The following is an 18502-nucleotide window of genomic DNA, read 5'->3' as shown; positions in this document are numbered from 1 at the left end:
TCCCCCGGCGGACCGAATGTCACAGCCGGGCACTCAGAGTGCGCGAGGGCCTCATTCGGTCCCAACGCGGAGCGAAGGCCTCATTCGGTCACCCAATGTCCGCCCCCGAACCAACTCCCGAGCAGATTTGATCCCCGCTACAACGAAGAACTGCAGCACCGCCAGCCCAGCGATCGTCGCACCCGCCGCGGTGTTCGCATGCCAGGAGACCAGCAGTCCGACCACCACAGCCGACCACCCGAACAGCGTGGCGATCACCATCGACGGCGCAATCGACTTCTCGAACAGGTAGGCAGTGGCCGACGGTGCCACCAGCAACCCGAAGACCAGCAGGGTCCCTACGATTCGGAACGACGCCACCACCGCGAGCACCACCAACGCCAGCAGCAGAAGATGCGCAAGCCTGGGGCGGAAGCCGAACGTCTGCGCCTTACGCGCATCGAACACCATAGCCACGAACGGCCGGTACGCAACTGTGGAAATCACAAGGGCGACGGACGCTGCCACCGCAAGGAACGTCAGATCGCCGTAGGAGGCCGAGAGCACATCACCGAAAAGGAAGGCCGTCAGATCCACCGCGAACGATCGCGCCCGCGAGACGATCACCACTCCGAGGGCCAGCATCCCGACGAACAACAACCCTATTCCGGTGTCCTCCGACAGCGAGGAATTCCGCGATATCCACGCCACTCCCCCGATCATGACGATCGCGCTGACGGCGGCGCCGACGAGCAGATTCGCACTGAACAGGTACGCGATTGCGACACCGGGCAGCATTCCATGCGACACGGCTTCGCTGAAAAATGCCATGCCGCGCAATACAACCCAAGTTCCGACGAGCGCGCACAGTATCGATACGAGCATGCCTGCCCCGAGGGCGCGTTGCACGAACGACACAGCGAAGGGGTCGAGTAGCCAGTCCACGACGCAGAACACTATGCGATAATGGTTGTCGTGAGCGAATTGGTGTCGGTGTCGTCCTTGTCCGTTACGTACGGATCAACCGTCGCACTTTCCAACATCGACGCAAGTTTCGAGCCACGTACCGTCACCGCACTCGTCGGGCACAACGGATCCGGCAAATCGACTCTCCTGCAGACACTTGCAGGCGTCATCAAGCCCACCTCGGGCACGATCCATACCGGCAAGCGACGAGTCAGCTACGTCCCGCAACGCAGCGACGTCAACGATCGGATGGCACTCACCGTCGGCGACGTTGTCGCAATGGGCACCTGGCCGAGGCGCGGAATCCTGGGCCGAGCCAGCGCGTCGGACACACGTGCCATCCGTGAAGCGATCGAACGGTTGCAGCTCACCGAACTGCGATCGCGCAGACTGGCGATGCTGTCGGGCGGTCAGCGTCAACGAACCCTGTTGGCGCAGGCCCTCGTAGAGAACGGCGATCTCGTCCTCCTCGACGAGCCGACGACGGGTCTCGACGCCGAAGCCCGCGAGATCATCAACACCGTCATCGACGACGAGGCCGCACGTGGCGCCGTCGTCATCCTTGCCACTCATGATGTGGACGACGCGAGACGGGCGAATACGACGATCTCGCTCGGCCGCGGGGAAATTCTGTCGGTCAGCTCACGGACGCTGTCGTCAGCGAGTCGTCCGGCGGAGTGACAACTGCTGGTTCCCGACCCGACCACAGATCCAGAATCGCCTTGGGCCGGGCCAACCACTCACGCCCGTAGTTGCGGGCGACCGCAAGCCAGTTGCACTCGCACTCCGCATCCACGCCCTGGGCATCGACGCCGGCGTCGCGGCACAGCGCCACGGCCCGAGACACGTGCAATCCCTGACTCACCACGAGCGCCTTCGAGACACCGAATGTTGTCGCCGCGCGGTGGCAGGTGTCGTAGGTGTCGAGGCCATAATCGTCGCCGACGATCTTCGCGGGGTCGATTCCGGCGTCGACCAGGTAGTTGGTCATTGCGGCTATCTCGTTGCCGGACTTGCCGTTCGCATCACCCGATACCAGCACTGCCTTCGCGCGCCCGGACTCCAGAACCGCGATTGCCGCATCCAATCGGCCGGACAGGTACTTCATCGGCTTGCCGTCGCGAACCTGAGAACCGAGAACGATGACCACCGGTGCAACAGGTGAGTCCGCGGCGTCGTGGACGCGACCGAACGATGCGTATGCAATCCACCCCGCCGATCCGAGGACAACCGCTAGAACGACCGCGATTGCAGAACCAACGAAACGAAAGATCCTGCGCCGCAGTTTACTGCCACCCGACGAGCTCATTGCAGTCCGTTCCTCGCCGATAAAAAGTGTCCGAGCCTAAGGATACTGGAGTGATCCGCCCCGAACGGAGTCCGTACTGTGGATACTGTGATTCACGGCACAGGACAGCGGTGTCGCGCCGAGAACCGAGGAGCAGCGGATACATGAAGAGCACGATGCAGGACACCCCGATGTCCATCGGACAGCTGGTCCGGTTCGGGACGACAATTCACCCCACCGCAGAGATCACCACCTGGGGTGACAACGGACCAACGACGGTGACGTTCGACGAATTAGGCAAGCGAGCAGCACAACTCGCACACGGTCTCCGTTCGCTGGGCATCGACGACGACCAGCGGGTTGCCACCTTCATGTGGAACAACTCGGCGCACATGGAGGCCTACATGGCAGTGCCCGCCATGGGCGCGGTGCTCCACACCCTCAACATCCGGCTGTTCCCGGAGCAGCTCACCTACATCGCCGAGCACGCCGAGGACCGCGTCATCATCGCCGATGCGAGTCTGCTGCCGTTGCTCACTCCCCTACTGCCCACGATGACGACGGTGCGCCATCTCGTTGTTGTCGGAGCCGATCCTTCGGCTGTCACGGCACCGGAGCACATCGATGTGTTGAACTACGAGGAGTTGCTCGCCGGCAATCCAGAGCAGTTCGACTGGCCCGAGCTCGACGAACGATCAGCTGCAGCAATGTGTTACACCTCCGGTACCACCGGAGACCCGAAGGGCGTCGTCTACTCTCATCGCTCGATCTGGCTGCATTCCATGCAGGCCTGCATGACCGACGCCATCGCCCTCTCCCAGTCCGACAAGGTCCTCGCGATCGTCCCGATGTTCCATGCCATGTCCTGGGGATTGCCCTACGCGGCCCTGATGGTCGGTGCGTCGCTGATCATGCCGGACAAGTATCTGCAGCCGGCTCCCCTCGCCGAGATGATCGCAACTTTGAAGCCGACAGCAGCAGCCGCGGTCCCCACCATCTGGCAAGCGCTGCTCGTGCACCTCGCCGAACATCCAGTGGACCTGTCGTCCTTGCGCGACGTGGTGGTGGGCGGAAGCGCGTGCCCCCCGAGTCTGCTGCGTGAGTTCCACGAGAAGTACGGTGTGCACATCTCTCAGGCTTGGGGAATGACCGAGACGTCCCCACTGGGAACGTCAGGCCGTCCGGATGTGGGACTTTCCCCCGAGGACGAATTCGATCTACGCTGCACGCAAGGAAGATTCGTGGCTGCAGTCCGTGCCCGTCTCGTCGACGATGCCGGTAAGGAATTGCCGTGGGACGGTGTGCAGGTCGGCGAACTCGAAGTTCGTGGCCCGTGGGTCACCGGCAGTTACTACCGGGTCGATGCACCGGACAAGTTCGACGACGGTTGGCTGCGGACGGGTGACGTCGGCACCATCTCCCCCGGCGGATATCTGCGACTGACGGACCGCTCCAAGGACATCATCAAGTCCGGAGGCGAGTGGATCTCGTCCGTCGAACTGGAGAACCACGTGATGGAGCATCCCGCGGTCCGCGAGGCTGCTGTCATTGGCGTGCCCGACACGAAGTGGGACGAGCGGCCCCTCGTTGCCGTGGTGGTACGCGACGGCGCAACGGTGACCGCCGAGGAGTTGCGTGAGTTCTTGACCTCCCGCGTCGCGCACTGGCAGCTCCCCGAGCGGTGGACGTTCCTCGACGAGGTCCCCAAGACGAGTGTCGGCAAGTACGACAAGAAGCGGCTGCGCAGTAACCACGCGGACGGAGCACTCGAGGTGGTCGAACTCGGCTAGGCAGACGCTCGGGCGTGATCTGTGGCAGATTGCTACAGTGGTGGTGCACCGCGAAGCGGATCGGAGATCACCATGGGAACCACATCGTCCTTACGCATCGACGACGACTTGTTCGCCGCCGCCAAACTTGCAGGTACCGTCGCCAGCCGGAGCGCCGCCCAGCAGGTAGCGCACTGGGCATTACTCGGGCGCGAGATCGAATCCTCGCACCACCTGTCCGCGCGCGATATATCGGATGTGCTGGCCGGTAGACAGAGCTACGACGCGCTGCCGGTGCGGGGACAAGCAGTCGTTCGCGCCGAATGGTCGGAAAGGATCGAATCGCTGACGGAGTCGCTGGACTTCGAAAGTGAGTTCGCAGCCGAGGGACGGCCATACGTCGAGGCCGACGAAGACGGCAATGTGAAGCACGTCAACCCTGAATCGGACCACCTTCGGCAATGAGTTCCGACCCGGTCCTGCACCTGCTCGCTGGACCCAACGGCGCCGGTAAGAGCACGTTCTACGCGCGCGTGCTCGGCGCGGGCACCCACTTACCGTTCGTGAATGCAGACGAGATCGCTCATGCTCGTTGGCCAGGTGACGAGTCGGCACATGCGTACGATGCATCACGCGCAGCTGCTGATCAGCGAGCAGAATTGCTTGCGGCGCAGCAGTCCTTCGTGACCGAGACCGTCTTCTCCCACGAATCGAAGTTGAGCCTTGTCGAATCAGCCGTCGGCTCGGGCTATCTGGTGACGTTGCACGTCGTCGCCATACCGGTGGAGCTAGCCGTCGCACGAGTTGCCAACCGCGTTCACCTGGGTGGCCACGCGGTGCCCGAGGCGAAAGTTCGCGAACGATACGACCGGCTGTGGGGCCTGATTCGCTCGGCCATCGAGATGGTGGATCGCGCTCAGGTCTACGACAACTCGAGTGCGAAGACTCCGTTCCGTACCGTCGCTCGCTTCGATCGTGGACAACTGATCGGGCACGCCGAATGGCCGAAGTGGATGCCGTCAGATCTCCGCTCGTGAACTATCGATCCGCGTGAATCCGCAGTATCACCCGCGGTTTCCGACGCCGGGCAATCAGCAATTCGACGAACTTCACGACACGGAATTCGACGCCGTACTGCTTCTTGATGACGTCTGTGGCGTGCTGATCACCGGCGACGATCGATGCCGATGCCGGCACCGCGACGGCGTCGTCGGGCACCTTCCCTCGGCGACTGCAGGGACGGAGTTCGACGCGGCCCGAATTGCGGATCCGCTTGACCTTGCCACTGTCGTCCGGGGTGATGACAACGAGTTCGTCACCGTCACGGGCGATCCATACCGGCGTCGACACCGGGTCCCCTGATCGGCGGAACGTGGTGAGCGAGACGAAGGCCTCGTCGCCGAGGGCCAGGAACGGTGTATCGGAAGTGGACGTCACCGGTGTCAAACTACGTGACGCTTACTATCGGCGAGTATGGATGCACAAAGCCACGGGATGGACGCCGAAAGCCACGGGATGGATGCCGAAAGCCACGGGATGGATCCCAGGAGCTATTCGTCCGGCGAGCGCGTGTTCGGTCCGCCGCGCGGAACGTTCGACGCCGACTGGGCGGCGACGGCTCTGCGGTCCAACCGACCGGAGCTCGATTTCGCGACATCGGTACGGGCCGTCGAACAGGCCTGGGAGCTCCTGCGCACCCGCGGCCTGCGAGGCGCCGAACTGGCCGCGGAACTCGACATGGAACCCGATCTCGCCGACGCCATGGCTGCCGTCGCCACGGAAATCGCGGAGTTCTATCTCGACCGCTCGTGAGCTGCCGCTAGCTGCGAATCGCCATCAGCCGCGTTGCCGCTGCCTCGGTTCCCAGCTCGATCCGTGCCGCCCGAGGGGTGAGGGGGCACCAGCCGCGAGTCCGAACGCGATCGCCAGGACGGCGAGAGACAAGGTGCCGATTCCCAACAGCACCAAGAGTCGGTGGTCGTACGCAAGTCATCGCTGTTCGGTTCCAAAACCGACCGACCATGTCGTACCCCTCTGGCACACTGCTCAACACCTGACCATCGCCCCCGAGAAGAGCCCGCCATGAGCAGCAACCAGTTCTACAACAGCCCCAACTACGGCACCATCAACATTCACCAGACCACCAACGTCGGCTATGTCGTTCCGCGTCGCTCGTGGCCCCGCCGGCATCCGATCCTCACCGCCATCCTGGTGCTGTTCGGGCTCGGGTTCATCGCGAACAATTGGTGGATTCTGCTCGTCGTTGGAGCGGTCTGGCTCGGAGTGCGCGCGTACCGGTCGCACGAGAGGCGTCAGGAACTTGCTCGTCAGGAACAGCAGCGACTCATCGCCAGCGCGGAGGCGCAGAATCAGGCATATCTCAACGGTCACCAGTTCGGGACGCATGGTCACTTCCCGGCGCAGGGGTATCCGGCTGCGCAGCAAGCGAATCAGCAGTATCCGTTCCAGGGGTGAACACACGTACTTCACAGCTTCTCCACAGATACGGCGCCGACGACAGCAAGTTCATTGCGTGGCCACCCCAAGTGACCGGTAGACAGAAATGAGTTGAACAGATGGACGACTGGCGAGATACCTACCCGACTGCTATTGGCGCAGACGAAGCGTTTGCGCGGTTCGAGGAACTGTCGACGAAGATCCACAGTGTGTCCAGGCCGGTTGTCATCGAGTCCACGGCGGGCGACCTGGTTCTGATGTCCGCGGCTGAATATCGGTCGACGATGGAGACACTTCACGTACTTTCCAGCCCAACCAATGCACAGCGGCTATTCGAGTCTCTCGAACAGGTGCGGCTGGGCCAAGTTGGCGAGCATCAGTTGATAGCTGACGAAGACTAGCTTTCTCACCCAGGCATTCGCCACACCAGCCTGCCGATTCCATCAACCGCCGAGCCCACCGAACGCAGCTTCCAACGGCCTGCGCTCGCGCGACGGAGGCCGCTTCTGTGGGTCAGGTCGATCTTGACGATCCGGTGCACCAAGTCAATCGATCTCCACGCTTGGAGCGCTGTCGCCTCGATTCCAACTGAACGGCCGCGTAAACACTCTTGCCTCGTGCCGAACTCAATTCGGCCCATGTTGCTGGAGGTCCGAAGCGTTGTCGCTATCGGTCGCATAGGTGAGGACAAAGAACTTCCTGAAGACTGCCTGCATTTGCTCCACGACGTCGATGTGACTCTGAAGCACGTCGACCATGTTGTTCTTTCCGCCAATAGCTTTCTCCGAGAATAGCTTCCGAATTTGCTTACCAGATTCGAACTCACCCCAGCCGTCTGCGTTCGCCAAGTCACCAGCCTTGTTCTTGGACAGCTTCAGCTTATCGATGTAGTCCTCGCACGCTTTATTGCAGGCGGCGGCAGCCTCCGAATTCAGGAAAAGTTGCCCTCGATCAGCGGCGACAGCCAATGACTGCCAGTACGTGAGCGGGCTTGATGGGTACACCATTCATTGTCTCCACTTCATGCGGTAATCGGTAGGGCAGATTCAAGCTCCGAAGTATGAGCCAAGGCGATATCACAAGGCAGTTGCTCATCCATGCTGTCTTCCATGAAGTTGACGGTAAACACGATCAACCCCGGATCAAGTTCGACGGCGACATTACAATCAACCACTGATTTGGCCACACTTGTTTTGTAGCGGAATGCATCATGCGCACCGATTCTCAAGTCCTCACCCTGTAAATTGCTGGGGTTCTCACGGGCCTCGACTATCGTGTGTATCAATGACGACTTCACATTGAGGAAGTAAGTGAGATCGGGATCCGGGCTTCGGAAGACGCAGCGCAACCAATCCCCTACAACTATCCCGTCTCCCCAACCGCTCTCCGCTGGCTCAGGATCCAACCCCGTCTCCTTGATGGACTCCCGAGGAATACTGCACGGATCCCACCGCGCCGCCGCCGGCTGAGCAGTACCAGACTCCCCACCACACCCTCCGACCAGCGCCGATGCGGCAACTACCGCCACTATCGCTTTCCGCACAGGAACCCCCTCCGTCAGCTCAGTCAACAGATTAGACGCATCCCCGAACGAATCGGTTCCACTCCAACCCGAACTTCTCGAGTGGCACATCGTCCGTGGCCGCAGCATGCGTGGCAGGATCAGCCCGGTGGAGCTCGTGATCGCCAAGAATCCGGACACGGATTCCTCGCTGCCGTACCTCGTCCGCATTCCGATCGCGGGAGTGCCGTTACTGCGCGCGCGAGACGTATGGCCACGAACCAGCGCCGTGTACTGCCACCCCGTGCCCGACAGCGAATGGCCCGACAATGCCGAAATCGTGGAGCGAATCGAATTGCGGGTGTGCGAGCGTCGGGGCGCCGCCATCGACATCGTCGCGAACCGCAGCCGCGAAAACCGTTCGCAAATCGTCTTCACCACCGCTCGCGGTCGAGACATGGTGTTCTGGCAGTCACCCCGAACGCGGACCCAATCGAAGCCGAAGACCGCGGTGTCACGGTCGAAGGCTTCGGGAATCTCGGATCTCGAAATCATCGTCGACGCCCACGAGCGCTACGCGTACAGCTTCACCCAACAGCGCGCGTGCACTACCAAACAGGCTCTGCCGTGTGGAGATTATGCCGTTGCCTACGAGGGGAAAATCGTCGCTTCCGTCGAGCGGAAGACTTCGGCAGATCTGTTGTCTAGCATGACATCAGGCCGGCTGCGCTACGCCATGGCCGATCTCGCCGCCCTCCCGCGTGCCGCGGTTGTCATCGAGGACCAGTACTCGACTGTACTGTCTTCGAAGTTCGTGACAGCGAAAGATGCTGCCGATGGACTCGCCGAGTTACAAGTCCGGTATCCGTCGGTTCCCATTGTCTTTGCCCAGACTCGAAAACTCGCCGAGGAGTGGACCTTCCGCTATCTCGCGGCCGCGATGGTGTGGGTCTCCGAGGACGCCGACGCGATGAAAAGCGCATTCGCCCTGCCATCGAAGAAGCCAGTACGATCGGGCCCGTCGAACAGCGAAGTTCGTACCTGGGCACGGGCTCAGGGCTACGCCGTCGCTGATCGAGGTGCGATCTCGCGCGAAATACGGGAGAAGTTCGACGCCGAGCACGAGGACCGATAGAACTTCAAAAGTGCTGCCAGGTTTTCTCATCGACAACACAGCCTTCGATCGTGAACTGACAGCCGACGACATGGTGCCGGTGCACGATGTTCTTCAGTCCGCTTTCGGTTGGAAAAACGCACACCTCCACCAATTCCTGTCGGGGACTGCAAGGGGATGCGACCACCCATGTTCCCACCGAATTTATCGCCGAAATCGGCCGGGACTCGCGCGCCAAGCATACTGTCACGAACGGCTCACTGCTGCGGCCACTCGGCGACGGCGAGCATCTGATCACACTCGACACCATTCATTCCTTTGATCCGCACCGCCCTGGGGGCACGATGCGTGGACGGCGAGAATATGACGCCCTTCGAGGACTCCGGCTTCTGATGGGCTGGGCGTATCATTTGGACGTCGCAGCGATCCTCGGCATAACGACCAACAGTTCCGCCGGTGGCTTGGTCTCAGGAAGGTGCGAACGATCGATCCCACGGATTTCGATCTACTAGCAGCTGACGCCGCGGTCGGCAGCATCTTCCTTCAGCGGCCGTGAGCAGCGTCAATCATCTCGGCACGGCGGCGATGCGACATCGGAGGCACAGGCTGGGCCGTCGTTTCGTGCCTCCGTCAGTCGTCTACCTCCACACCGTAGCGAACGGCGAGTTCGCCAAGCCCGTCGTCATAGCCCTGACCGATGGCGCGGAATCGCCAACCCGGACCCCGACGGTAGATCTCAGCGAGGAGGAGGGTCCGTTCTGTCGTCGCAGCATCGAGAACAGATGTGGCGATGGAGGATTCGCTACCATCGAGCGCGATCGACACTGCGCCGATATCGCCGAATGTCCTGTCACCTTCGATGGCCGCAGCAACGACGATCCTGCTGCAGTCATGCGGGATCACACTCAGGTCGATCCTAATCCCCTGCTCGCTGTCACCGTCGATGGTCAATGCGACAGCACCGTCCGAAGTCGACGGCGCGTTGTAGAACACGAAATCCTCGTCACTGATGACCAATTCGTCCGAGTTCAGCAGGAACGCCACGACATCGACGTTAATCGGATCGAAGTCCCGCGCATGCCACGAACTGTTGACCGACAACGATGTAGTCGTCGGATCCAGGTCCACGGCCCCTCCGCGCGGTACCAGCGGCGGAATGGCACGACGCACAGGCCGCGCGGTCACCGGTTGCTCGATATTCAGCGCTCCGTCGATCAGCACGGGCGTCAGCAACGACAGACCTCGATCGACGACACGCGGCATCCTCGGGTCGCCCTCGCCGTCGGACAGAACCAGCACATCGGTGACACCGGCGCTGAGGTTTACTGCCGGTGTGGCTCCCAACTGGATCAACCGTGACCTCATCAGGACGGACTCCGCGTGCGAGCCGCCCATCACGAGTACTCGACGGTCGTGCCATGGCTTGATCACGACGGTCTGTATCGGCGCACGAACCGGCTTGACGGCGACGGCGGGACGGCCTCCCTTCAACGTTCCCGCCCGTACCGAGTCCAGCAAGTCGATGGCGTGCGATTCGGTGACGACCCGAAGACCATGAGTCCTTGCCCGTCGAACCTTTGCCGAATTCGACGAGAGATTCGAGCAGACAACGAGACTCGTGTATCGGCTCACCGAGTTCATCACGTCGAGCCCCGCGGCGGTGAATGCCGCAGCAAGCTTCAACCGCGGCAGTCGGGTGTCACCGCTGATGACGACGCGCATGCCCTGCACCAGAGGCGCGTCGAACTCGAGCCGACCGGGGTTCTCCCAGCCGCACTCGGTGCGCGGTACCGAATCCGGGTATAGCGACAGCCGCTCGGTGCACCTGACCACGGGGAGGGGCAAATCCAGCGATCGAGCGAGGCGCGAGCTGTGCGTGAATACCTGAGCTAACACTCGGGCGTCATCGTAGGCGTCATGCGCGTTGGCCTGCAGCACTTTCCAGTGCGACGCCAACGTCGAGAGCTTGTGATTCGGAAGATCGAGTTGAAGTCGCCGGGACAGCGCGACGGTGCACAGCCGATGCGTCGTGGGCATCTCCACACCCGCACGCATCGCTTCCAATCGCAGGAAGCTGTGATCGAAGCTCGCGTTGTGCGCAACCATCGTCCGGCCGTCGAGCAACTCCATCAGCCGCGGTGCAATGGCGTCGAACGTGGGTGCGCCGGCCAGTCGTTCGCGGGTCAACTTGTGGATGTGCACCGGTCCTGGATCGCACCCCGGGTTGACGAGCGTCGACAGCTCACGTCCGACTCGACCGTGCTCGTCGAGAGTCAGCGCCGCGACACTGAGCACCCGGTCTCGGCTGGCTTTGAGTCCGGACGTTTCGACATCAACGACGACCCAGCGATCGTCGACAAGCACGCCACTCCGCACGAATTCCCACTTTCACAACGCCGCATCTTGTTAGGTTCACTATGCATCAGCGGCGGCTGCGGGGCTGGCGGAACTGCGAGTGTCATCGCCTCGATCACAACGCTTCATTCAAGTGAATGAAGCCTGCATCTGTGGCTTGTGGATACCCGCGCTGTTGCTCAGCCAGTGACGTCGAGAATCTTGATTGCGAAAACAAGGCTGTCGCCTGCCTCGATGCCGGCACGCGGTTGCCCGTTGGGGTACCCGTCCGCGGAGTTCATGGCGACGGCGACCGTTGATCCAACCTTCTGTCCGGCGATTGCTTTCTGGAAGCCCGGTACGACTCCAGTCAATGGGAAATCGACGGGGGCACCGCGCTCGTAACTGTTGTCGAAGACCGACCCGTCTCGGCCGTTGACGCCCATGTAGCAGACCGACACCTCCGCGTCGTCCGCGACGACAGGACCGTCCCCGGCCGTCAGTGTCTGGACCTGCGTCTCGGTGACACTGAACGGTGCTTCGACATCGACCAGCGGCGCCGACGAATCCGTGGAACCGGTGACCGACGCGTTGCCTGTGGATCCTGCGAACGTCGCCTCCGGTGTGCCTGTCGCGTCTGGCGCTGCTGTGGGACACGAGGTGGCGGCAGCGGTAGATGCGGATGGAGCGGCAGACGGGGTGGCCGACGTGTCCGAATTGGAACTGCACCCAGCGAGAAGAACGATGGAGGCAGCACCGGCTGCGACTAGGCCTGACCAAGGCACGCGAGTTGAGTTCACGACGGCAACGGTACCTACGGACCGCCGGGGGTTCCAAAACGGGCGGTCGACTATCGACCGGGGGCCTGTTTACTGAGGTCGGTGGCGTTGCTGTCATCAGTAGCACCGGTATGACGAAGAACTTCATGAAGACTGCTTGCATCAGGCGGACGACATCGATATGGCTCTGCAGTACATCCACCATGTTGTTGTCGCCTCCAACTGCCTTGTCTGCGTAGAGCTTTTGGAGCGCCTTGCCGGAGTCAAACTCGCCCCAACCTTCCACCGTTGCCAACCGCCTAGCCTCACCCTGACGTATCTGGAGCTTCGAGATGTACGTATCGCAGGATCGGTGGCAAGGAAGTAGACGAATGGTCGGGTGCCCTGGACGATCGATCACCCGAATCAGATCTGCGCCCGTAAGACTGACAACATGTCCATCGACAACACCACTGAGACAGCCGCACCCTCGCGTACGTCGTGGGGTGCGATCCTCGCGATGACGGCCACGAGTTTCGTGCTCGTCGTTGCCGAATTCCTTCCACCGAGTCTGCTTCCTTCGATGGCAGCGTCACTTGGGATCACCGAAGGGCAAGCCGGGCAAGCGGTCACAGCCACGGCGTTGATCGGGTTCGTGACAGCTCCCACGATCGGGATGCTGTTCCCCCGGATGGATCGTCGGACCTTACTCGGCGCGTTGGCGATTTCGGCAGCGGTATCCAACGTCCTGGTGGCGATGTCGCCCAACCTGGCAGTCCTCCTGGTTGCGCGACTCTTGCTGGGTGCGGCCATCGGCGGCTTCTGGGCCATGTCCATCGCCGTCGCCGCCCGACTTGCAGCACCGCACCACCTCGGCCGCGCCCTGATGTTGGTCAACACCGGCACGACGCTCGCCACGGTCGCCGGAGTGCCGCTCGGAATCTATCTGGGTTCGCTGTCCAGCTGGCGCGCAGTGTTCATAGGCGTTGCAGCTCTCACCCTCGCCGTTGCGGTCCTCGTGTTCTTGGCCCTGCCTCCAGTCGCGCCAGCCGCGGCCACAGGTCTCGAAGCCTTGCGCACGACCCTGACTATTGGCGGAACGCGGGTGGCGCTGACGGGCCACGTGCTCACCGTTCTCGGGCATTTCGTTGCCTTCACCTATGTCCGGGCCGCATTGGATCGCGTTCCGGACCTCGACGCGGGGGGCGTTGCCGTGGTGCTGGCGGTCTTCGGCATCGGCGGTTTCGCGGGCAATCTGCTGATCGGCCTCCTCGTGGACAACCACCTGCAAACCATGCGTCTTCTAGTTCCAACCCTGATTGCTGCAGGGATCGCCGGCCTCGCTGCCTTCCCCAGTCAGACGTGGCTCGTGATTTTCGCCGTCGGAATATGGGGTTTCGCGTTCGGGGCGTGGCTGATCGTCGCCGCGACCTGGATGGGGCGCAACGCACCCGACCAGATGGAGGCCGGGGGCGGCCTTCTGGTGGCGGGATTCCAACTCGCGATCACTCTGGGAGCAGGCCTCGGGGGCCTGTTGGTCGACAGCGGGGGCATCGAGTTGGCATTGATCTTCGCAGCGATCTCAAGCTTGGTCGGCGGGCTTATGTTCGGCCTGGTCAGAGGTCGAGCGGATTCGCCGCTCGTCGTCGCGCGGTGATCGGCTCAGACAGCGGTTTGGACGGGCGCGGCGACGCCCAGTCGCCACCGACTGGGCGTCGACCCGATGTGACGCCGAAACGCCCGACTGAAACCGGCCTCGGACTCGTACCCCAGACGGCGCGCCACCTCGGCCACGCTCGCGTGCTCACGAATCAACAGATCGGCGGCTGCATCCATGCGCACGGCGGTCAGGTATGCGGCGGGTGACTGCCCCATCGCGGCACGGAATCTCTCGGCAAAACCCGAACGCGACATCGCAGCTACCCGTGCGAGGCTTTCCACAGTCCATGGGCGGCGCAGGTCAGCGTGAAGAGCGTCGAGCGCGTGAACCAGGTGAGGATCAATCACCCGTTGCCGCCAACGCTCAGGGGCGCATCCGAGCTCGGACCAGGCACGGACGGCAGCCGACACGATCGTGACAGCAATTCGGCTGCAGATCACGCCATCACCTGCCCGCGTGAATTTCGAGGCGAGGGCCGGGCCACACGCCATACTCTCGATGAGACCGACCATGGCCGGCTCGCGCTCATCGAACTGCCGCACCACCATGGCGTCGGGCAATGTCTCCACCGCGGGTCGCTTCCGGGCAGGCGGGGCGAACGTCACGTTGATCAGCTCGATGTCGGTGCGGGCGCGGATCTGTCGCCGAATGCCATGCGAGAAGAGCAGGAAGTCACCTTCGGCCACATCGGTGGACATCGCACCAGTGCGAATCTCGGCCATTCCGTTCAGGATGTACAAGAACCCTGGGCCCTCCCCGATGGTGTCCAGCTGTTCGTGGGCGGCTAACGTGCTGCGCCGCGACGCCTGCAGATCCCATTCCAGTGCTCCCAAAGCTCGGTCGAGGGCATCGCCCACGTGGTCGCGATCCGAAATCCCATGCACATTCGCGTTCAGCACCGATGCCTCCGGCAATATTCCGCCGTCGACGCAGCGCCGCAACCGCGTCGTCTAGGTGTTTTTGTCGAACTGGGCACGCTTCCAGTCGCCGTAGGGTTCGTCGCGTTCGCGGACTGCTTCACGGAAACCGACTGTGGCCGAACGTTGCTGGAAAGCGTAGCCCTCGCGGGTGTGCCGAGAGATGCCGTCGAAAACGGTACTGACCATGCCAGAATTGGCGACGCCCTGAGCCAGTAGTGCGCTGTTGAGGGCGAGCTTGGCCATCATCAGCTGATTGATCGGCATCCGCGCGATGCGCTCGACGAGAGCTTCGGTGCGCGCGTCGAGTTCCTCCGCTGGCCACGATTCGACAGCCAGACCCCACTGCTCGGCTTGCTTTCCACTCAGACAGTCACCGGTGAACAGAAGCCGTTTGGCGCGTTGATCGCCGAGGCGGTGCGCCCACATGCCTGCGGCGGGGATGCCCCAGACCCGGGTGGGCGGATAGCCGATCTTGGTGTCGTCGGCGCAGATGATCTGGTCGGCGTACAGGGCAATGTCGGTGCCGCCCGCGACGGCAAAACCGTGCACCTTGGCCACGGTCGGTTTGTTGGCATACAGCAGACTGGCAAAGCCTCGATTGAATCGGCTCATCATCTGGTAGTCGATCATCGGATCCCATGTGCCGGCCGGATTGTGGTTGCTTGCCTGAACCTGAGGGTCCACGGTTGTTCCGGCGGTTGGATCCACGCCCGCGTCGTTGAGGTTCTCAGCGAAGATTGACAGGTCGTAGCCGCCGCAGAAGCCTTTGCCGCGCCCCGACACGAGGATCACGTGGACTCGGGGGTCCAGGTCGGCTCGCTCCACCACTGCGGCCAACTCGGTCGGGGTGTCGGCGGTGATCGCGTTGCCGCGTTCGGGGCGGTTGAAGGTGACTCGCGCGACCCGGTCGGTGACCTCGTAAGTCAGAGTGCGGTATTGGACTGCAGGATCTTGCTGTGGCCGATCGGTGAACGGCGAATCCGGGCCTTCGGTCAACCCTTCGTACCACGCTGCGGGTCGGCTACCACGGTGATCGTCATGCTCGTTCAACGGTAAAGCCTTTCAGATAGACCGGGACGGCTAGAGGTACGCGTGGTTCCGCCAGCGACCCCTGCGATACGAGCGCCATATCGCCGACGATACGAGGGCGTGGTGTCGGATGGTGTCGAAGTCGGAAAACCGGTCATCTGTTCGTTAACTACTTCGGAATCTGTTGCCCGATATCGGCGGCAGTGCCCACATCCGTCACGGTGGTGTCGACGAAGAACTTCTTGAAAACAGCCTGCATCTCTGTCACTACATCGATGTGGCTCTGCAGGACGTCGACCATATTGTTCTCGCCCCCGACGGCCTTCTTTGCGTATATCTCGCGAAGCGCCTGTCCGGATTGGAACTCGCCCCACCCATCGATACCAGCCAAAAGTTTTGCGCTCGCGATCGATTCCTGAAGTTTCGCTACGTAGTTCGTACATGACTTGCTGCAGATCGCCGCCACCTCTGGGTCGAGGAATAGTTCCCCTCGGTCGGCCGCAGCCGCAAGTGACTGCCAATATGTCATCGGGACTTCTGGATTGCCCATTGCTTCGTACCTACTTCTCGTTGCCCGGAAGTACATTTTCAAGATCTTCGGCGTGCTGAAGTACGAGATCACAGGGATCTCTGGTCGGCTCAATTCCTCCCTTGAAGTCGACACCAAAGACCACAACACCTGTACGCACGCTGATTGCGACGTTGCAGTCCCGTCCGGGTTCGGTCGCCGTCGTGTAGAAGCGAAAAGCGTCGCGGTCACCGATCGTCAAATCGAACCCGCTCGTGTACGTGGGATTGTTCCGAGCATCGTCGATCGTGTGAATATCAGACGAAGTCACGTTGACGAAGTAGGTTGGCGCCGCGCTCGGACCTTGAAACCTGCACACATCCCAATCCGGCAAGCCAATTCCTTCGCCCAAACCCGGTTTCACGAAGTGCGGATCCAGCCCCGTCCTCTCGATCGCATCCGCAGGAATGCTGCACGGATCCCACCGCTCCGCCGTCGGCTGAGCAGAACCACTCTCACCCCCACACCCCCCGACCAGCGCCGTTGCAGCGATCACCGCCACCACCGCTTTCCGCACAGGAACCCCCTCCATCAGCTCAGTCAACAGATTAGACGCACCCACGGACCGATCGGTTCCGCTCGAACCGAACTTTCAAGAGTTACACACCCCTCACACGAGCTGCGCGGACAGTCGACATGGACGCAATGGACCTTCGTCGACCACGCAGGCGCGCGGCCGAAGAAGCCAGGGCCGTCATTCTCGGCAGGACCACGATGCCCCACATGGGCATGATGGCCGCGGGCGTCAGCTCGCTGTACGGGATCACGCACAACCCGTGGGATCTCAGCCGCAACACCGGCGGCTCAAGTTCCGGTGCGTCGGCGTCGGCGTCGGCGTCGGGCATCGGATTCGGTTCTGTCGGTTCCGATATCGCCGGATCAGCCCGGCTTCCCGCCGGTCACTGCGGGCTCGTCGCGTTGAAGCCGGCGCAAGGACGCATTCCGCATCTCGCGCCGTCGACGATGCATTCGGCGGGGGCGATAACCCGCACCGTCGAGTATTCGAAGTTCTCCGATTGGCAATTCCTGCGTGCCCGAGCGGGTTTGCGCGATCCCCATTTCGACGACCGACTACGGAACATCTGAGGTGACCATGAATGACATTGCAATCGGATCCGCCCGCACCGAACCAGAACGCCAGGTCGAGAAAGCACTCGCTGCCGTCCCTGAGTGGGAGGGCCTGGCCATGAGCTACTCCCCCGTTCCCGGCGGGCTGATGAACAGCAACTGGCGCATCACCGTCGAAGGCAAACCGAAGCGATACTTCATGAAGCTGTCCGGCGCCGGCACCGAGTCGTTCATCGACCGATCCCTCGCCAACGAAGCTGCCCGACGAGCGGGTGCTTTGGACATCGGGCCTGAGGTGGTGCAGTTCGATCCGGTGACCGGCGTCGAGGTCATCGAGTTCCTGAAGGGCTATCGGGCATGCACCAACGGTGATCTGAAGCGCCCGGAGATTCCGCTGGGCATGATCGATCTATATCGGGTGCTGCATTCGGGGAGCAAGCTCAGCGTCACGAAGACAGTGTTCGACATGATCGACGAGCACCTCGCGCAGGTCGCCGAGCTCGGTGTGCGGTTGCCGCGCGACGCCGAGGTGATCCTGGCCGAGTATCGCCAGGTGAAGGCTGCGATGTTGGCGTCGGGGTTGGATCTGGTTGCGTGCCATAACGACCCGATGCCCGGCAACCTCCTCATCGGTGATGGTCTGCCGATGAAGTTGGTGGATTACGAGTTCGCGTCGAACAACGATCGGGCCTACGAGTTGGCTGTCATGGTCACCGAGATGTTCTACATCGAGCAGCAGACGATGGAGCTGATCGAGAAGTTCTACGGGCGGACGGAATGGAACATGGTTCTCCGGGTGCAGGTGTGCAGTTTCCTCGCCGACGTGAAGTGGGGCCTGTGGGGGTGTGTGAACCACAAGCTCAGTGGTGCCTGAAACTTCGATTACCACAAATATGGGTCCTGGAAGCTGGCGCGGGCGAGGATCATAATGGCGGACCCGCGATGGGCATATTGGGTGGCGGGGGTGGCGTGTCCCCGGTGAACGGGGCCATTTTGTTTTAGAGTCTTGTTGCCCGTGAACTGGGCGGATAGGACGACGGAGAAACATGGCTGGACGAAAGCGCAACTCTGCTGAAGACATCGTGCGCAAA

22 protein-coding genes are annotated in these 18502 nt (G+C 62.0%); 11 read left to right on the top strand and 11 right to left on the bottom strand.

Annotated elements, in window-relative coordinates; all coding sequences use genetic code 11:
- Positions 1-51: 51 nt before the first annotated feature.
- Positions 52-924: a zinc ABC transporter permease AztB gene (gene aztB / locus QMK17_RS22275; protein WP_283511488.1), complete on the bottom strand. Its 873-nt coding sequence runs from the start codon at positions 922-924 to the stop codon at positions 52-54.
- Between the two features lie 21 nt (positions 925-945).
- Here aztB and aztA point away from each other — a divergent pair, with 21 nt between their 5' ends.
- Positions 946-1626, top strand: coding sequence for a zinc ABC transporter ATP-binding protein AztA (aztA, locus tag QMK17_RS22270; protein WP_283511487.1), 681 nt, complete (start codon positions 946-948; stop codon positions 1624-1626).
- Here aztA and QMK17_RS22265 read toward each other — a convergent pair.
- A complete protein-coding gene (locus tag QMK17_RS22265) occupies positions 1583-2254 on the bottom strand; it encodes a SanA/YdcF family protein (protein ID WP_283511486.1) in 672 nt (223 codons plus the stop codon). The genes aztA and QMK17_RS22265 overlap by 44 nt on opposite strands.
- A gap of 143 nt (positions 2255-2397) precedes the next feature.
- Here QMK17_RS22265 and QMK17_RS22260 point away from each other — a divergent pair, with 143 nt between their 5' ends.
- From QMK17_RS22260 to QMK17_RS22250, 3 genes are all read left to right on the top strand, one after another.
- Positions 2398-4023, top strand: a complete 1626-nt coding sequence (locus QMK17_RS22260; RefSeq protein ID WP_283511485.1) for a long-chain fatty acid--CoA ligase — start codon at positions 2398-2400, stop codon at positions 4021-4023.
- A 72-nt stretch (positions 4024-4095) separates the two neighbouring features.
- The gene (locus QMK17_RS22255; protein WP_283511484.1) at positions 4096-4467 is read left to right on the top strand and encodes a TA system antitoxin ParD family protein; all 372 of its coding nucleotides are present in this window, start codon (positions 4096-4098) and stop codon (positions 4465-4467) included.
- Positions 4464-5039 (top strand): AAA family ATPase, encoded by a 576-nt coding sequence (locus QMK17_RS22250; protein ID WP_283511483.1) that lies wholly within the window; start codon positions 4464-4466, stop codon positions 5037-5039. Before QMK17_RS22255 ends, QMK17_RS22250 begins: the two co-directional genes overlap by 4 nt.
- A gap of 1 nt (position 5040) precedes the next feature.
- Here the strand turns inward: QMK17_RS22250 and QMK17_RS22245 are convergent, their stop codons facing one another.
- Positions 5041-5439 carry a PPOX class F420-dependent oxidoreductase gene (locus tag QMK17_RS22245; protein ID WP_283511482.1) on the bottom strand — a complete coding sequence of 133 codons (399 nt, stop codon included), beginning with the start codon at positions 5437-5439 and terminating at the stop codon, positions 5041-5043.
- 36 nt (positions 5440-5475) lie between these two features.
- Here QMK17_RS22245 and QMK17_RS22240 point away from each other — a divergent pair, with 36 nt between their 5' ends.
- The 3 genes from QMK17_RS22240 to QMK17_RS22230 all read left to right on the top strand — a co-directional run bounded on the left by QMK17_RS22240 (position 5476) and on the right by QMK17_RS22230 (position 6860).
- Positions 5476-5814 (top strand): hypothetical protein, encoded by a 339-nt coding sequence (locus QMK17_RS22240; RefSeq protein ID WP_283511481.1) that lies wholly within the window; start codon positions 5476-5478, stop codon positions 5812-5814.
- A gap of 270 nt (positions 5815-6084) precedes the next feature.
- The gene (locus QMK17_RS22235) at positions 6085-6477 is read left to right on the top strand and encodes a hypothetical protein (RefSeq protein ID WP_283511480.1); all 393 of its coding nucleotides are present in this window, start codon (positions 6085-6087) and stop codon (positions 6475-6477) included.
- A 101-nt stretch (positions 6478-6578) separates the two neighbouring features.
- Positions 6579-6860, top strand: coding sequence for a type II toxin-antitoxin system Phd/YefM family antitoxin (locus tag QMK17_RS22230; RefSeq protein WP_283511479.1), 282 nt, complete (start codon positions 6579-6581; stop codon positions 6858-6860).
- A 225-nt stretch (positions 6861-7085) separates the two neighbouring features.
- On the opposite strand, the gene QMK17_RS22225 is transcribed toward QMK17_RS22230, so the two are convergent.
- Both QMK17_RS22225 and QMK17_RS22220 read right to left on the bottom strand, forming a co-directional pair.
- Positions 7086-7466 carry a hypothetical protein gene (locus QMK17_RS22225; RefSeq protein WP_283511478.1) on the bottom strand — a complete coding sequence of 127 codons (381 nt, stop codon included), beginning with the start codon at positions 7464-7466 and terminating at the stop codon, positions 7086-7088.
- Positions 7467-7480: 14 nt separating this feature from the next.
- Positions 7481-7864 carry a hypothetical protein gene (locus QMK17_RS22220; protein ID WP_283511477.1) on the bottom strand — a complete coding sequence of 128 codons (384 nt, stop codon included), beginning with the start codon at positions 7862-7864 and terminating at the stop codon, positions 7481-7483.
- Positions 7865-8129: 265 nt separating this feature from the next.
- Here QMK17_RS22220 and QMK17_RS22215 point away from each other — a divergent pair, with 265 nt between their 5' ends.
- Complete coding sequence (locus QMK17_RS22215) at positions 8130-9095, top strand: ERCC4 domain-containing protein (RefSeq protein ID WP_283511476.1); 966 nt, start codon at positions 8130-8132, stop codon at positions 9093-9095.
- 609 nt (positions 9096-9704) lie between these two features.
- Here the strand turns inward: QMK17_RS22215 and QMK17_RS22210 are convergent.
- Entirely contained in the window at positions 9705-11438 is a 1734-nt protein-coding gene (locus QMK17_RS22210; protein ID WP_283511475.1) for a TerD family protein, read from the bottom strand.
- Between the two features lie 170 nt (positions 11439-11608).
- The gene (locus QMK17_RS22205) at positions 11609-12208 is read right to left on the bottom strand and encodes an FKBP-type peptidyl-prolyl cis-trans isomerase (RefSeq protein WP_283511474.1); all 600 of its coding nucleotides are present in this window, start codon (positions 12206-12208) and stop codon (positions 11609-11611) included.
- A 412-nt stretch (positions 12209-12620) separates the two neighbouring features.
- Between QMK17_RS22205 and QMK17_RS22200 the strand changes: the two genes are divergently transcribed.
- Positions 12621-13823 carry an MFS transporter gene (locus QMK17_RS22200; RefSeq protein ID WP_283511473.1) on the top strand — a complete coding sequence of 401 codons (1203 nt, stop codon included), beginning with the start codon at positions 12621-12623 and terminating at the stop codon, positions 13821-13823.
- A gap of 5 nt (positions 13824-13828) precedes the next feature.
- Here the strand turns inward: QMK17_RS22200 and QMK17_RS22195 are convergent, their stop codons facing one another.
- The 4 genes from QMK17_RS22195 to QMK17_RS22180 all read right to left on the bottom strand — a co-directional run bounded on the left by QMK17_RS22195 (position 13829) and on the right by QMK17_RS22180 (position 16887).
- Complete coding sequence (locus QMK17_RS22195; protein ID WP_283511472.1) at positions 13829-14725, bottom strand: helix-turn-helix transcriptional regulator; 897 nt, start codon at positions 14723-14725, stop codon at positions 13829-13831.
- Positions 14726-14776: 51 nt separating this feature from the next.
- The gene (locus QMK17_RS22190) at positions 14777-15796 is read right to left on the bottom strand and encodes a crotonase/enoyl-CoA hydratase family protein (protein WP_283511471.1); all 1020 of its coding nucleotides are present in this window, start codon (positions 15794-15796) and stop codon (positions 14777-14779) included.
- A 148-nt stretch (positions 15797-15944) separates the two neighbouring features.
- Positions 15945-16325, bottom strand: coding sequence for a hypothetical protein (locus QMK17_RS22185; protein WP_283511470.1), 381 nt, complete (start codon positions 16323-16325; stop codon positions 15945-15947).
- A 10-nt stretch (positions 16326-16335) separates the two neighbouring features.
- On the bottom strand, positions 16336-16887 hold the full coding sequence (locus QMK17_RS22180) for a DUF3558 domain-containing protein (protein WP_283511469.1): 552 nt from the start codon (positions 16885-16887) through the stop codon (positions 16336-16338).
- A 92-nt stretch (positions 16888-16979) separates the two neighbouring features.
- Between QMK17_RS22180 and QMK17_RS22175 the strand changes: the two genes are divergently transcribed.
- Together QMK17_RS22175 and QMK17_RS22170 are read left to right on the top strand one after the other, a co-directional pair.
- Positions 16980-17429, top strand: coding sequence for an amidase family protein (locus tag QMK17_RS22175; protein WP_283511468.1), 450 nt, complete (start codon positions 16980-16982; stop codon positions 17427-17429).
- A 7-nt stretch (positions 17430-17436) separates the two neighbouring features.
- Positions 17437-18285, top strand: a complete 849-nt coding sequence (locus QMK17_RS22170) for a choline/ethanolamine kinase family protein (RefSeq protein WP_283511467.1) — start codon at positions 17437-17439, stop codon at positions 18283-18285.
- Positions 18286-18502 lie beyond the last annotated feature (217 nt).

Source organism: Rhodococcus sp. G-MC3 (assembly GCF_030063335.1).
Classification (GTDB): domain Bacteria; phylum Actinomycetota; class Actinomycetes; order Mycobacteriales; family Mycobacteriaceae; genus Rhodococcoides.
The sequence above is the reverse complement of the archived record's forward strand: the minus strand, read 5'-3'. Positions and strand labels throughout refer to the sequence as shown.